Raw genomic sequence first — 13,635 nt, forward strand, 5'->3', positions numbered from 1 at the left:
GAGCCTTCGCCATCCCGCGGTCACAAATTAACAGCTTGGGCCTCTCCTGAGCCACAACTTTACAGATGTTTTACCACCTCCAAAGGTCAGGTTGTCGCACGCTTCGATTGCGGCGATACAAAGAGACGTGGAAATGGGGCGGCAACAGCCCCGTCCCTTGGAGGAACACTATGACGAAGCTTATCCGCCCGTCTCGCCGTCGTTTCCTACACGGTACGGCCCTCGCCGGCGCGGCGCTCGCCACGCCGACCTTCTTCACTCGCGGGGCCTGGGCGCAGGATTTTTGCAACAACCCGACCGGGTCGACGGTCACCCTCGGCTTCAACGTGCCGCAGACCGGACCCTATGCCGAAGAGGGCAAGGACGAGCTGCGCGCCTTCGAGCTCGCCGTCCAGCACCTCAACGGCGAAGGTGACGGCGGCATGATGGCCACCTTCAAGCCGTCCAACCTCACCGGCAACGGCGTGCTGGGCAAAAAAGTCGAGTTCGTCACCGGCGACACGCAGACCAAGTCCGACGCCGCGCGCGCCTCCGCCCGCCGGATGATCGAGAAGGACAAGGTGATCATGGTGTCCGGCGGCTCGTCGTCGGGCGTCGCGGTGGCGGTGCAGTCGCTCTGCCAGGAGATGGGCGTCGTCTTCATGGCCGGCCTCACCCACTCCAACGACACCACCGGCAAGGACAAGCGCCGCTACGGTTTCCGCCACTTCTTCAACGCCTACCAGTCCGGTGTGGCGCTGGGCTCGGTGCTCGCCGAAGCCTACGGCAAGGATCGCCGCGCCTATCACCTCACCGCCGACTATACCTGGGGCTGGACGCAGGAAGAGTCGATCAAGAACGCCACCGAGGCTCAGGGTTGGGAGACCGCACAGGCCGTGCGCACGCCGCTCGGCGCGGGCGACTTCTCGCAGTACCTCACCCCGGTGCTGAACTCGGGTGCCGACGTCCTCATCCTGAACCACTACGGCGGCGACATGGTGAACTCGCTCACCCAGGCGGTTCAGTTCGGCATGCGCGACAAGCAGGTGAACGGCAAACAGTTCGAGATCGTCGTTCCCCTCTATTCGGAGCTGATGGCCGAGGGCGCGGGCGAGAACGTGAAGGGCATCTTCGGCACCTCCAACTGGTCCTGGCAGCTCGACAACGACGGCTCCAAGGCCTTCGCCAAGTCGTTCGGTCAGGCCTACGGGCGTCCGCCCTCGCAGGCCGCCCACACCTGCTACGTGCAGACCCTCCTCTATGCCAACGCGGTGGAGACCGCCGGCACCTTCGCGCCGCCGGAAGTCATCAAGGCGCTGGAAGGCTTCGAGTTCGACGGTATGGGCAACGGGCCGACCCTCTACCGCGCCGAAGATCACCAGTGCTTCAAGGACGTTCTGGTGGTGAAGGGCAACGACAACCCGACCAGCCAGTTCGACCTTCTCAGCGTCTACAAGGTCGTCGGCCGTGACGAGGTGACCTACGACCCGTCGATCTTCGGCGGTGAGCTCGGCCCCTACGACGGCGGCACCTGCGCGGGCTGACCCCGGCCGCGCAGACAGTTCAGCCGTCTAGGAGGACGCCGTCCACGCGGCGTCCTCCGCCTCGAACACCGCAGCGCGCGGGGGCGCCGCATCAATCGACCACTGCGGCCTGCCAGCCGCGGCCATGATGCCCGAGAGCCGCGGCCCGCCAGCCGCGGCACGGCTTGTTGCGCTTGCATGACCTCACCGGCGGGGAGACGTCCATGGACGCCATACTGCTTCAGATCCTCAACGGGCTCGACAAAGGTGGCGCCTATGCGCTCATCGCCCTCGGCCTGACCCTCACCTTCGGCACCCTCGGTGTCGTCAACTTCGCCCACGGTGCGCTCTTCATGCTCGGCGCCTTCTGCGTCGTCGGCGTCCAGCAACTGCTGACGCTGGCCGAACGCGTGCGCGACCCCTCGATCACTTTCTTCGAGGCCTATATCGAGCAGCCCTACCTCGTCTCCTGGTTCGGCGACACCGGCGCCATGATCATCGACTGGGTGATCCCGATCTCGCTGCTTCTGGCGATCCCCATCATGCTCCTCGTCGGCATCGTCATGGAGCGCGGCCTCATCCGCTTCTTCTACAAGCGCCCCCATGCCGAGCAGATCCTCGTCACCTTCGGCCTCGCCATCGTTCTGGCGGAGATCATCAAGGGCTGGTTCGGCGCCAACCCGATCCCGGTGCAGCCGCCTGAAATCGTGCGCGGATCGGCCGACATCGCCGCCTGGTTCGGGCTCGACGCGAACCTGTCTTATCCATGGTGGCGGCTCATCTACCTCGCCGCGTCGCTCCTCATCATCGCCAGCGTCTTCGCCTTCCTCAACCTGACCACCTACGGCATGGTCGTGCGCGCCGGCATGGCCGACCGCGAGACGGTGCAGCTCCTCGGCATCAACATCCAGCGGCGCTTCACCATCGTCTTCGGCCTCGCCGCCGTCGTCGCGGGGCTGGCGGGCGCGCTCTATACCGGCATCCAGCCCCCCAACTACAACATCGGCATGGAATTCCTGGTCCTGTCCTTCGTCGTCGTGGTCGTCGGCGGCATGGGGTCGCTGCCGGGCGCGGTCGCCGCGGGCTTCCTCCTCGGCATGCTGCAATCCTTCGCATCGCTGAACGAGGTGAAGAGCCTGCTGCCGGGCATCGACCAGGTCATCATCTATCTCGTCGCCGTCGTCGTGCTCCTCACCCGTCCGCGGGGATTGATGGGCCGCAAGGGCGTGATGGAGGCATAAATGGACCGCGCACACACCTCCTCCGAACCGGATACCGCAACGGACACCGGCAAGCCGCAATCGGTCTTCCACCGCACCAGCGGCGACGTGCCGACCCAGCTCCCCCCGCTCGGCCCCGAAATGGCGCCGATGTGGCCGCCCAAACGCGACCTCGCGATGACGCTCCTCTTCGGCATCGTCGTCTATACGATGCCGCTGTGGCTGCAGCCCTTCGGCGCCGCCTACCCGGACCTGATGCAGCGCTTCGCGATCTACGGGATCTTCGCGATCGGCTTCAACATCCTGTTCGGGCTGACGGGCTACCTCTCGTTCGGCCATGCCGCCTTCCTCGGCGTCGGCTCCTACACCGCCGTATGGTCGTTCAAGCTCCTGTCGCTCAACGTCATCCCGGCGATCGTCTGCTCGACGCTGATGGCAGGCGTCTTCGCCGTCCTCATCGGCTACGTGTCGCTCCGGCGCTCGGGCATCTACTTCTCGATCCTCACGCTCGCCTTCGCGCAGATGTGCTACAACCTCGCCTATTCGGTGCTGACGCCGATCACCAATGGCGAGACGGGCCTGCGCGTCCTCAGCGACGATCCGCGCGTCGTCGACAGCCTGTTCGGCACCGCGGACATGGCCGTGCCGCGGGCATCCATCTTCGGCATCGAGATGGCCGGGATGGCGGGCTTCTGGACCTGCGCCACGTGTCTGATGATCGCCTTCATCGTCGCGCTGCGCATTACCCGTTCGCCCTTCGGCATGATGCTGCGCGGCATCAAATCGAACCAGACGCGCATGTCCTATATCGGCTTCAACACGCGCCCTTACATGCTGACGGCGTTCGTCATCTCGGGCATGTATGCGGGGCTTGCCGGCGGACTGCTCGCGGTGGTCGACCCGCTCGCCGGGGCGGAGCGCATGCAGTGGACCGCCTCGGGCGAGGTGGTGCTGATGACCATCCTCGGCGGCGCGGGCACGCTGATCGGTCCCTTCATCGGCGCCGTCATCATCAAATATTTCGAGAACATCTTCTCCTCGCTGGGCGATTCGGCGCTGATGGACGCCTTCTCCTTCATCCCCCCGGCGATCGAGAAATGGGTCGTCTTCGCCGTCTCGCCCTTCGTCGGCGAGGGCTGGCACCTGACGCTCGGCGTCCTCTTCATGATCGTCGTCATCTTCCTGCCGGGCGGGCTCATCGAGGGCTTCCGCCGCATCGGCCGCCTGTTCCGAAAGGGCCGCTGAGATGGTCGAAAATACCGTCCTCCACGTCGCCGACGTGCAGAAGAACTTCGCCGGTCTGAAGGCGCTGTCCGACATCGACCTCGCCATCACCGAGGGGAAGACCCACGCCATCATCGGCCCGAACGGTGCGGGCAAGTCGACGCTCCTCAACGTCGTCGTCGGCCGCATCGTCCCCGACGAGGGCGCGGTGGTGTTCGACGGCACCGTGATCACCGGGAAGAAGCCGCACGAGATCAACCAGCTCGGCATCGCCCGCGTGTTCCAGACTCCGGAGATCTTCGGCGACCTGACGCTGCTTCAGAACGTGATGGTTCCCGCCTTCTCCAAGCGTGACGGGCCGACCCGCATGACCGTTCTGCGCGGGCTGGACGGCGACACCGACATCCGCATCCTCGCCGAGGAGATCTTGGAGGACGTGGGCCTCGCCGGGAAGCGGCACGACGACGCAAACGCCCTCTCGCGCGGCGACAAGCGGCGGCTGGAGCTTGCGATGTGCCTCGTCCAGCGGCCGAAGCTGCTGCTGCTCGACGAGCCGACCGCGGGCATGAGCCGGCTCGACACCAACCGCACCATCGACCTTCTGAAGAAGATCAAGGCGAGCGGGATGACCAAGGTGATCATCGAGCACGACATGCACGTGGTCTTTTCGCTGGCCGACACGGTGACGGTGCTGGCGGGCGGGCGGATCATCGCGCAGGGGACGCCCGAAGAGGTCCGCCGTGACCCGAGGGTGCAGGAAGCCTATCTCGGAGGAGCACACTGATGGCCGACGCCGCGACCCTCGCCCGGCCGGGCACCGCCACCGGCACCGCGCCCTTCTTCTCCTGCCGCGATGTCCACGCCTATTATGGCGAAAGCTACATCGTGCAGGGGGTCTCGTTCGAGGTGATGGAGGGCGAGGTGATCGCCCTTCTCGGCCGCAACGGGGCGGGCAAGACGTCCACCCTGCGCACCATCGCCCGGACCGACACGCCGCAGATGCGCTCCGGCGAGATCTGGCTCGGCGGCACCGCGCTGCACAAGACCAACGCCGTCGGCGCCGCGCAGGCAGGGCTGCAACTCGTTCCGGAGGACCGGCGCATCATCGCCGGGCTGACGGTCGAGGAGAACCTGAAGCTCGCTCAGATCGCCGAGCCCATCGGCTGGCCGATCGAGAAGGTGTACGAGCGTTTTCCCCGCCTTGCCGAGCGGCGCCGCCAGGAGGCGGTCACCATGTCGGGCGGCGAACAGCAGATGCTGGCCGTCGCCCGCGCCCTCTGCCGCGAATTGAAGCTCCTGTTGCTGGACGAACCCTACGAGGGCCTCGCCCCGGTGATCGTGCAGGAGATCGAGCGGTGCGTGGCCGAGATCAAGGCGGCCGGCATCACCACCATCATGGTGGAGCAGAACGCCATCGCCGCGCTCCACCTCGCCGACCGCGCGATCATCATGGACATGGGCGAGATCGTCTACACCGGCACCGCCGCCGACGTGCTGGCCGACAAGGCGCTGCGGGAAGAGTATCTCGCCGTGTGACGGCGCGCCGCCTCACGAGGTCGGCGGTCGGCATAGACCGCCGGTCGGCGCGTCAGGTGGGCGCCGCCACCCGGCGCGCGATCTCCGCGATGTGCCGCAGGTCCGTGCCGCAGCAGCCGCCGAACACGGTGAAGTGCGGGTGGCGGCGCGCGATGGCGCCGAGCTGACCGCCGAGCTCCTCCGGATCGCCATCGTCGAGCGCCACCGCCGCGTCGAGCTCGGCGTGGCTGCAGCGGGACGCATTGGCGACGAAGCCCTTGAGGCGCTCCATCCACGGCCCCTCGCCCTGCCCCTCCGTCTGCCTCCACGTCCCTTCGACGTGGTCCGGGTGGGCGCAGTTGACGAGGTAATAGGCCGGGGCGCAGCCGGTCGCAGCGTCCACCGCGGCAATGGCGGCGCCGAGGGGCGCTCCGGTCGGCAAGCGCCCGTCGGTCTCCACGGTGAAGGAGATGGCGACCGGCAATCCCGCCTCGGCCGCCGTGCGGGCGATGCCGATCGCCTCCTCCGCATAGCAGAGCGTGAAGGCGTTGATCATCTCCGCGCCCCCTTCGGCGAAGATCGCGATCTGATCCCGGTGATAGTCGGCGGCTTCGTCCGCGGTCATCAGCGCGGCGGGCGCATAGCCGTCCGCACGCGGGCCGATCATGCCCGACACCACGGTCGGCACCGACCCGGCGCGCGCCTTGGCCTGCTGCGCGAAGACAACCGCACGGCGATTGGCCTCGGCGAGCCGGGCGCCGGTGTAGCCTATCGCCGCCGCGCGGTCCGGATTGGCGGTCCAGGTGTAGGTGTCGAGGATCACCCCCGCCCCGGTTTCGGCGCCGATAGAGATCAGCGCGTCATAATACTGCGCCAGGACGGTTTGCCCGGCAGCCTCCTCCAGCAGCGGATAGGCCGAGAAGTTCGGCAGATCGATCCCCTTGTTGAAGATCAGATCGGTTTCATTGCCCGTATATTGCAGGAACGGGCGGTCCATTTGTGGCAGTCTCTTCGTCATCATCGTCGGTTCCTTGGCACCTCGCCGATGCGGGCGGTGCGTGATGAGGGTGCAGACGGCGCGGGTTCGACGCAGCCGGCGAGAAGTGCGATATGGACGAGGCATCGCGCGGTGGCTGTGCCGGGCAGCACATGACCTTAAGAGATGGACGACGAGATGAGCGAGATGGATTGGCGCCTGAACGGTGTGCGCATCGTGAAATCGGGCGAGCTTGACCCCAACACGGCGTCGACGCCGGGGATGGACCGTGCGGCGGCGATCAACTTCGCCAAGGCCGGCGCCAACAAGCTCTGGGCCGGGACGGTGAAGATCCACCCCGACGCCAAGACCGGCGCGCACCATCACGGCCACCTGGAATCGGTGATCTATGTCGTGAAGGGTCGCGCGCGGATGAGGTGGGGCGACAAGCTGCAGTTCGTGGCCGAGGCGGATCCGGGCGATTTCATCTATGTGCCGCCCTACGTGCCGCACCAGGAAATCAACGCCATGACCGATGAGACGCTGGAGTGCGTGCTCGTTCGCTCGGATCAGGAGCCGGTGGTGGTCAACCTCGACATCGATCCGGTGGAGTCCCCCGAGCCCGTGCGCTGGACGGACCCGAACCACCCGGCGGAATAAGCCGCAGGCGCGTCGACCGCGGCGCTCGGCCGCGTCCCGCGTCACCAACAGGGGCCGCAAGTCCGGTGGCGCCCGCGTGGTTCTCGCGCCGGGCGGCAGTCGCAGTGTTCCGGTGCGCGGCGGAGCCGACACGGCGCCGCGCCCGATGGTGGGTGCAGGGTTAGCGCGGAGGGGATCGGCTTGCGCAGGCATCGCGTGGGACCCCGATGTGCGCGAGGCAGAAAAAAGGCGGGCCGGAGCCCGCCTTTTTTCATGTGCGTTGGACGCCGGCCGGTTCCGCACAGGTGCGTGCGGAACCTCTCAGCTCGGTGCCGCGCCGGTGCGTGCGGCGGGAGCCAGTGCGGCAGAGGTCAGCGCGGAAGCGCTCAGTTCGGCACGCCGGCATTGGGGTCCGGCGGGAAGGCCTCGGACACCTCTTCGCCGTGCAGCAGGGAGATGGCGAACTTCAGCTGCTCGTCGTCGGCCCGTTCGGTCGGCACGTAGGTGAGCGAGCCGGCGCGCTCCTCCTCCTCGCCGTCCTCGGCGACGAGGTGGCCGCGCAGGGACGCTTCGCCGCGCGCCTCCAGCTTGCCCTGCAGTTCTTCCGGCAGCGGCTGAATGACCTGAATGTCGGGGTCGATGCCGCGCGCCTGGATCGACCGGCCGGACGGCGTGTAATAGCGCGCCGTGGTCAAGCGGATGGCGCCGTTCGGGCCGAGCGGGATGATCGTCTGCACCGAACCCTTGCCGAAGGACTGGGTGCCGACGATGGTCGCCCGCTTGTGGTCCTGCAGCGCGCCGGCCACGATCTCGGACGCCGAGGCAGAGCCGCCGTTGATGAGGACGATCAGCGGCAGGCCGTCGACGAGGTCGCCGAGCTCGGCCGAGTAGCGCTGCGCCTTGTCTTCCTCACGGCCGCGGGTGGAGACGATCTCGCCCTGGTCGAGGAAGGAGTCCGACACGTCCACCGCCTCGGTCAGAAGGCCACCGGGGTTGTTGCGCAGGTCGAGGATGAAGCCCTTCAGTCCGCCGTCGCCGGCCTCGGCCTTCAGGCGCTTGATGCCTTCGGTGATGCCGGACGTCGTGCGCTCGGTGAACGAGGAGATGCGCAGGTAGCCGAGATCGTCGCCCATGATCTCCCACTTCACCGACTGGATCTGGATCCTGGCGCGGGTGATCGGGATCTCGATCGGATCCGCCACGCCTTCGCGGCGCACGGTGATGACGATCTTGGAATCGACGGGGCCGCGCATGCGGTCGACCGCTTCGTTGAGGGACAGGCCCATCACGTCCTCACCGTCGAGGTGGGTGATGAGGTCACCGGCCAGGACGCCGGCCTTGAAGGCGGGCGTATCGTCGATCGGCGAGACGACCTTGATGAACTCGTTCTCCATCGTGACCTCGATGCCGAGGCCGCCGAACTCACCCGACGTCTGGACCTGCATGTCCTGGAAATCGTCGGGCGGCATGTAGTTGGAGTGGGGATCGAGAGAGGTCAGCATGCCGTTGACGGCGGCGGCGATCAGGGCCTTTTCGTCCGGCGCTTCGACGTACTGGGCGCGCACGCGCTCGAACACGTCACCGAACAGGTTGAGTTGCCGGTAGGTGTCGGCGGAGGCGGCGTTCGCATTGCCGAGCAGCGCGCCCGGATCCGCCACTGCCACGGCGCCGGCCGCCCCGAAGGCTGCACCCGTCATCAACAAACCAATACGACGGATCATCCACGTGTCCTTCCTGCATCGGCCGTGGCCTCGCGCCACCAGCCCTGACTATCGATTGCAACGCGATCCTTACGGAGCTCAATATAAAGCGCCGGCCTTGATCCAAGGAGATCCGACCCTTCCGCACTGGCGGAGACGGCCGCGGACCGGCTCGCCATCCGCCCCATACGCCCCAGCGGCGCGCCGGGCTCAACCCTGTCTCCGGTGACGACCGAGGTCTCTTCCAAACCTGCCAGGACCATATGGTAACCCTCGCCCGCGTCTAGGATCAAGACTTGGCCATAATCGCTGAACGGCGCCGAAAACAGCACCGTCGCCGCCATGGGCGCAAAAACCGTGGCCTCGGGCAATGCCGCGATCGTGCGGCCGTTCGACACGTCGCCCGTCCCGGTGGCGTCACCGAAGGTCGAGACGACGCTTCCGGCCACAGGTAGAGCCAGCGTACCGCGCTGCGCCTCGAAGGAGCGGCCGGCGGGCGGAGCGACGTTCACGCCTTCACGCGACAGGCGGTCGAGGAGGCCAGAAACGGTGCGTTCCTCTTCGGCCAGACGGGCGAGATCGGCGTTCGCGCGCTCACGCTCGTAAAGCGACAGCGCGCGGCGGCGCTGCAGTTCCGCGCTCAATTCGTCCAGCCGGCGGCGCTCGCCGTTCAGCGTCTCGAGGTCGCCGCGCAGGCTTGCCCAGCGGGCTCTTTCGTCGGCCTCGAGCCGCGCGGCTTCGGCCAGTGTGGCCGACAGGGTGCGGGCGCTGCGGTCGAGCTGGGGAAGCGCGGCGTTGAGGAGGATCGCCCCGCGCACGGCACTGGTGGCATCGCCGCTGTCGCCGAAGAGGGCGGGCGGCGGGCGGCGGCCGATGCGTTGCAGCGCCATCAAAATGGTGGAGAGGTCGCCACGCTTCTCGGCGAGGTCGCGGCGGATGGCGGCCTGATCGTCGGTCAGCCGCTCCAGCGCCACCTCTTCGCCGGCGATGCGTTGCTCCAGTTCGGCGACGGAGGCGGCGGCGGCCTCGGCGCGTTCGCGCAGCCGCGCCTCGTCGCTCGCAAGGTCGATCAGCTCGTCGCCGAGGTCGCTGGCGCGGGCCTCGGCGGCGGCGGTGCTTTCGCGCAGCCGTTCAAGACGTTGCAGCAGTTGCTGCCGCTCGCTCGGCGCGGCGACCGTCGCGCCAGGCTGAGCCTGAGCCAACGCCGGGAGAGGCACCGCCGGGCCGAGCAGAACGGCCGCGGCGAGAGCCAGCGGTGCGCCGCGTCGGGTTCCGGCGCGCACCGTCACGCGCGATGATAGGGGTGGCCAAGACGTATCGTCACCGCTCGATAGAGTTGTTCCAGGAGGATCGCCCGCGCCAGAAGGTGCGGGAGCGTCATCGCGCTCAGCGACATCGTATGGTCGGCCGCGGCTTTGATCGCCTCGCCATGGCCGTCCGCCCCGCCGATGGCGAAGCACACGTTGGGGTGTCCCGCGTCGAGCCAGCTCTGCAGGCGCGCCGCGAACTCGGCGCTCGACCAGGGGGCGCCGTTTTCGTCCAGCACGACGAGCGGTCCGGGCTTTTTGGCCTGGAGCAACTTGTCGCCTTCGAGGGCAGCCTTGGTCGGCCCCGTCGCCTCCGCGAATTCGCGCACGGTGACGGCCGAGAGCCCCAACGAGCGGCCGATCCGCTCGGCCCGCTCCATATAGCGGCCGCACAGTTCGGCTTCGGGACTCTGCCCAGCCTTACCGACGGCGAGAACGAAGAGGTTCAGACGACGAGCTCCACCTGTGCCGCCGGATCCATCTGCCACATCTTCTCGAGGTTGTAGAAGGTCCGAACCTCGGGACGAAACACGTGGATAATGACATCACCCGTATCGATGAGGACCCAATCGCAGCTATTGAGTCCCTCCACCTTCACGGCTTTGGCACCGTTGTCCTTCAGATCGCGAAGGAGACGGTCGGCGACAGCACCGACGTGGCGGTGAGATCGGCCCGATGCCACGACCATGTGGTCGGCGATCGGCGTTTTGCCGGTCACATCGATGGCGACGATGTCCTCAGCCTTGGAGTCCTCCAGACTGTCCAGGACGACGGCGAGGGGCACGGCAATTTCACCGATTTCCTCACGATGAGACGGGATCGCCTCATTTGACGTCAATGCCATGTGTGCGCGGGTTCCTTTCCTAGAACGTCGCTTAAGTAAGGCTTCGAAACCGAGGCCCATGCCGCAAAGATAGGTTTTTGTCCATCACCTTTTCAAGTGTACCGGCATCACATGGCCCCAGTTAGTCCCCAATATGAGGAGGGTTGCGCAGGCGGCTTTCTCCGGACTGGCGCGACGATCTGCAAACCTCGTTGTCCGTCCGCGTCTTAGGCGGGGCGAAGCGCGGCCCGATACACGCCGCGGCGAACCGGCGGCGGCCTTGAGCATTGTCCCTCCAAACCGATCGCGAGAGGAGACGAGACATGCACGACCCGATTCGCATGACCGCGCTGACCGCCGCCCTTCTGACGACGGCCGCCTTCGCCGCCCCCGGTGCCAGCGCCCAGCAGACGACGGGCCCCGCCGGACAGGCCGAAATCACCACCGAGGCGCAGATGACGCCCGCCGCCACCGGCGAGGCGCCCGTGGTCAACGCCGCGCGCCTCGTGGAGATCGACGACGACTTCGTGTTGCCGACCCTCAACATGCCAGTCGACGCCATCGACGACTGGGACGTGGTGGACATCAACGGCAACGAGCTCGGCGAGCTCGAAGAGGTGCTGGGGCCGGACCGCAACACCGCCACCGCCGCCGCCATCGAGTTCGACGGGCCGGGCTGGTTCTTCAACGACAACGACGTCACCCGCGTCGTCGACATCTCCGCCCTGACGATCCAGGACGGGCGCCTGGTGCTCGACATGACCGAGGAAGAGGTGCGCTCGCTGCCGGTCTACGACGACTGAGCAAGCGCCCGAGACGACGCAGCGCGGGCCGATCCCCGCCGCGAAAGGCCGCGCCCGATGGCGCGGCCTTTTTTCGTCGCGCGGCCCCCGCGGAACAGGCGCCGCGCCCGGCCCCCGCGCCGGGGGTTCAGTTCGGCCGATCAGGCGGCCAGGATGTCCGGCGTCGCCGCGAGTACGTCGGCGGAGCCCTCCACCGCGTTGGTGGTGAGGGCCGGAACCGTGATGACCAGCGAATCGGCGAAGAAGCGGGCGAGGCCGGCGCGCGCGGCGGCGGCTTCGTTCTCCGACGCCAGCGCCGCCTTGACGAGATAGGCGCCGCCCGCCGTCAGCCCCATGGCGCGCAGGAACGGCGTCGCACCGGCGAGCGCCTTGTCCACCTCGCCGGCCGCGAGCGCGCCGCGCAGCGCCTCCGCCGCGCCCTCCACGGCGCCGATCGCCGTGTCGAGATGGCGCGCCGCACCGGCCAGGGAGAGGTCGTTGGCCCCGCGCGCCGCCTCGGCGATCTGCCGCAGCTCGCCGAGATAGGCCGCCAGCACCGCCCCGTCCTCGAGCGTGATCTTGCGCCGCACGAGGTCGATCGCCTGGATGCCGTTGGTGCCCTCGTAGATGGTGAAGATGCGCGCGTCGCGGAAATGCTGCGCCGCGCCGGTCTCCTCCACGTAACCCATGCCGCCGTGCACCTGAACGCCCAGCGATGAGACTTCGCAGCCGATGTCCGACGCGAAGGCCTTGGCGATCGGCGTCAGAAGGTCGGCGCGGGACTTCCAGAAGGCGGCGTCCGGCTTGCCGGGGCGACCGCGGTCGATGGCGACGGCGCAGGCATAGCAGATCGCCCGCGCCGCCCGCGTCAGGCCGCGCATGGTGAGGAGCATACGCTTCACGTCCGGGTGGTAGGCGATCGGAGCGGCGCCCTCCCCGGTCCACGTCTCGGCTTTGGCCTGGCGCCGCTCGGCGGCGAAGGCGATGGCGCGCTGCGTCGCCATCTCGGCCACCGCGGCCCCCTGCATGCCGACCGACACGCGCGCGTTGTTCATCATCGTGAACATCGCATTGAGGCCGCGCCCCGGCTGGCCGACGAGGTAGCCGACCGCGCCCTCACCTTTGGCACCATAGGCCATGGTGCATGTGGGCGAGGCGTGGATCCCGAGCTTCTCCTCCACGCCGACGCACTCGACATCGTTGCGCGGGCCCAGCGAGCCGTCCGCGTTCACGAGGAATTTCGGCACCAGGAAGAGCGAGATGCCGCGCGTCCCCTCCGGCGCGTCCGGCAGGCGGGCGAGAACGAGGTGGATGATGTTCTCGGTCAGGTCATGCTCGCCGTAGGAGATGAAGATCTTCTGGCCGAAGATGCGGTAGTGGTCATCCTCCGGCACCGCCTTCGACTTCAGCGTGCCGAGGTCGGACCCCGCCTGCGGCTCGGTGAGGTTCATCGTGCCGGTCCAGGTGCCGGCGATCATCTTGGGCAGGTAGGTGGCCTTCAGCGCGTCCGAGGCGTGGGCCTGCAACGCTTCCACTGCGCCCACGGTCAACAGCGGGTTGAGCGCGAAGGCGGGGTTGGCCTGGTTCAGAATGTCGGTCAGGACGATCTGCAGCGCCATCGGAAGACCCTGGCCGCCATACTCCTCCTCGCCCGTCAGCGAGCCCCAGCCGGCCTCGACCCACGCATCATAGGCCTTCTCCCAACCGGCGGGGGTGTGCACCTCGGCGCCGTCGCGGCGGGAATGCTCGCGGTCGCCCACCGCATTCAGCGGGGCGAGGTGGTCTTCGGCGAAGCGGCCCGCCTCGGTCAGGATGGCGAGCGCGTCGTCCTCGCCGAGGTCGATCGCCCCGGCATCGCGCGCTTCGGCCAGACCCGCCACCTTTTCAAGCGCAAACAGCATCTCCTCGACGGCAGCAGTGTACGTCATCGTGTCTCCCCCCGTATAA

At 67.7% G+C, this 13,635-nt stretch carries 13 protein-coding genes; 7 read left to right on the plus strand and 6 right to left on the minus strand.

Annotation, left to right across the window (positions count from 1 at the left end):
- The first annotated feature begins 170 nt into the window (after nucleotides 1–170).
- From BIX52_RS02585 to BIX52_RS02605, 5 genes are all read left to right on the plus strand, one after another.
- Nucleotides 171–1,523, plus strand: coding sequence for a substrate-binding protein (locus tag BIX52_RS02585; RefSeq protein ID WP_075219415.1), 1,353 nt, complete (start codon nucleotides 171–173; stop codon nucleotides 1,521–1,523).
- Nucleotides 1,524–1,726: 203 nt separating this feature from the next.
- Nucleotides 1,727–2,743: a branched-chain amino acid ABC transporter permease gene (locus BIX52_RS02590; protein WP_075219416.1), complete on the plus strand. Its 1,017-nt coding sequence runs from the start codon at nucleotides 1,727–1,729 to the stop codon at nucleotides 2,741–2,743.
- 129 nt (nucleotides 2,744–2,872) lie between these two features.
- Nucleotides 2,873–3,967: a branched-chain amino acid ABC transporter permease gene (locus BIX52_RS02595; RefSeq protein WP_171973577.1), complete on the plus strand. Its 1,095-nt coding sequence runs from the start codon at nucleotides 2,873–2,875 to the stop codon at nucleotides 3,965–3,967.
- A gap of 1 nt (nucleotide 3,968) precedes the next feature.
- Nucleotides 3,969–4,730, plus strand: coding sequence for an ABC transporter ATP-binding protein (locus tag BIX52_RS02600; protein WP_075219417.1), 762 nt, complete (start codon nucleotides 3,969–3,971; stop codon nucleotides 4,728–4,730).
- On the plus strand, nucleotides 4,730–5,482 hold the full coding sequence (locus tag BIX52_RS02605) for an ABC transporter ATP-binding protein (protein WP_075219418.1): 753 nt from the start codon (nucleotides 4,730–4,732) through the stop codon (nucleotides 5,480–5,482). Before BIX52_RS02600 ends, BIX52_RS02605 begins: the two co-directional genes overlap by 1 nt.
- Nucleotides 5,483–5,534: 52 nt before the next feature.
- Here BIX52_RS02605 and BIX52_RS02610 read toward each other — a convergent pair whose 3' ends face one another.
- Nucleotides 5,535–6,482: a homocysteine S-methyltransferase family protein gene (locus BIX52_RS02610; RefSeq protein ID WP_075219419.1), complete on the minus strand. Its 948-nt coding sequence runs from the start codon at nucleotides 6,480–6,482 to the stop codon at nucleotides 5,535–5,537.
- 141 nt (nucleotides 6,483–6,623) lie between these two features.
- Between BIX52_RS02610 and BIX52_RS02615 the strand changes: the two genes are divergently transcribed.
- The gene (locus BIX52_RS02615; protein ID WP_075219420.1) at nucleotides 6,624–7,097 is read left to right on the plus strand and encodes a cupin domain-containing protein; all 474 of its coding nucleotides are present in this window, start codon (nucleotides 6,624–6,626) and stop codon (nucleotides 7,095–7,097) included.
- Nucleotides 7,098–7,462: 365 nt separating this feature from the next.
- On the opposite strand, the gene BIX52_RS02620 is transcribed toward BIX52_RS02615, so the two are convergent.
- Genes BIX52_RS02620 through rsfS form a run of 4 tightly spaced genes read right to left on the minus strand, consistent with a single transcriptional unit; the run spans nucleotide 7,463 to nucleotide 10,927 of the window.
- Nucleotides 7,463–8,797: a S41 family peptidase gene (locus BIX52_RS02620; protein ID WP_075219421.1), complete on the minus strand. Its 1,335-nt coding sequence runs from the start codon at nucleotides 8,795–8,797 to the stop codon at nucleotides 7,463–7,465.
- On the minus strand, nucleotides 8,794–10,059 hold the full coding sequence (locus BIX52_RS02625; protein WP_139312695.1) for a murein hydrolase activator EnvC family protein: 1,266 nt from the start codon (nucleotides 10,057–10,059) through the stop codon (nucleotides 8,794–8,796). The genes BIX52_RS02620 and BIX52_RS02625 overlap by 4 nt, the downstream gene beginning before the upstream one ends.
- A gap of 2 nt (nucleotides 10,060–10,061) precedes the next feature.
- Complete coding sequence (locus BIX52_RS02630; RefSeq protein WP_083552183.1) at nucleotides 10,062–10,571, minus strand: 23S rRNA (pseudouridine(1915)-N(3))-methyltransferase RlmH; 510 nt, start codon at nucleotides 10,569–10,571, stop codon at nucleotides 10,062–10,064.
- Nucleotides 10,529–10,927 carry a ribosome silencing factor gene (gene rsfS, locus BIX52_RS02635; RefSeq protein WP_075219423.1) on the minus strand — a complete coding sequence of 133 codons (399 nt, stop codon included), beginning with the start codon at nucleotides 10,925–10,927 and terminating at the stop codon, nucleotides 10,529–10,531. The genes BIX52_RS02630 and rsfS overlap by 43 nt, the downstream gene beginning before the upstream one ends.
- A gap of 302 nt (nucleotides 10,928–11,229) precedes the next feature.
- Here rsfS and BIX52_RS02640 point away from each other — a divergent pair, with 302 nt between their 5' ends.
- A complete protein-coding gene (locus tag BIX52_RS02640; protein ID WP_075219424.1) occupies nucleotides 11,230–11,709 on the plus strand; it encodes a hypothetical protein in 480 nt (159 codons plus the stop codon).
- A gap of 140 nt (nucleotides 11,710–11,849) precedes the next feature.
- Here BIX52_RS02640 and BIX52_RS02645 read toward each other — a convergent pair whose 3' ends face one another.
- Nucleotides 11,850–13,616 (minus strand): acyl-CoA dehydrogenase family protein, encoded by a 1,767-nt coding sequence (locus BIX52_RS02645; protein WP_075219425.1) that lies wholly within the window; start codon nucleotides 13,614–13,616, stop codon nucleotides 11,850–11,852.
- Nucleotides 13,617–13,635: the final 19 nt, after the last annotated feature.

The sequence above is a fragment of the Acuticoccus yangtzensis genome (assembly GCF_001927245.1).
GTDB classification, from domain to species: Bacteria; Pseudomonadota; Alphaproteobacteria; order Rhizobiales; family Amorphaceae; genus Acuticoccus; species Acuticoccus yangtzensis.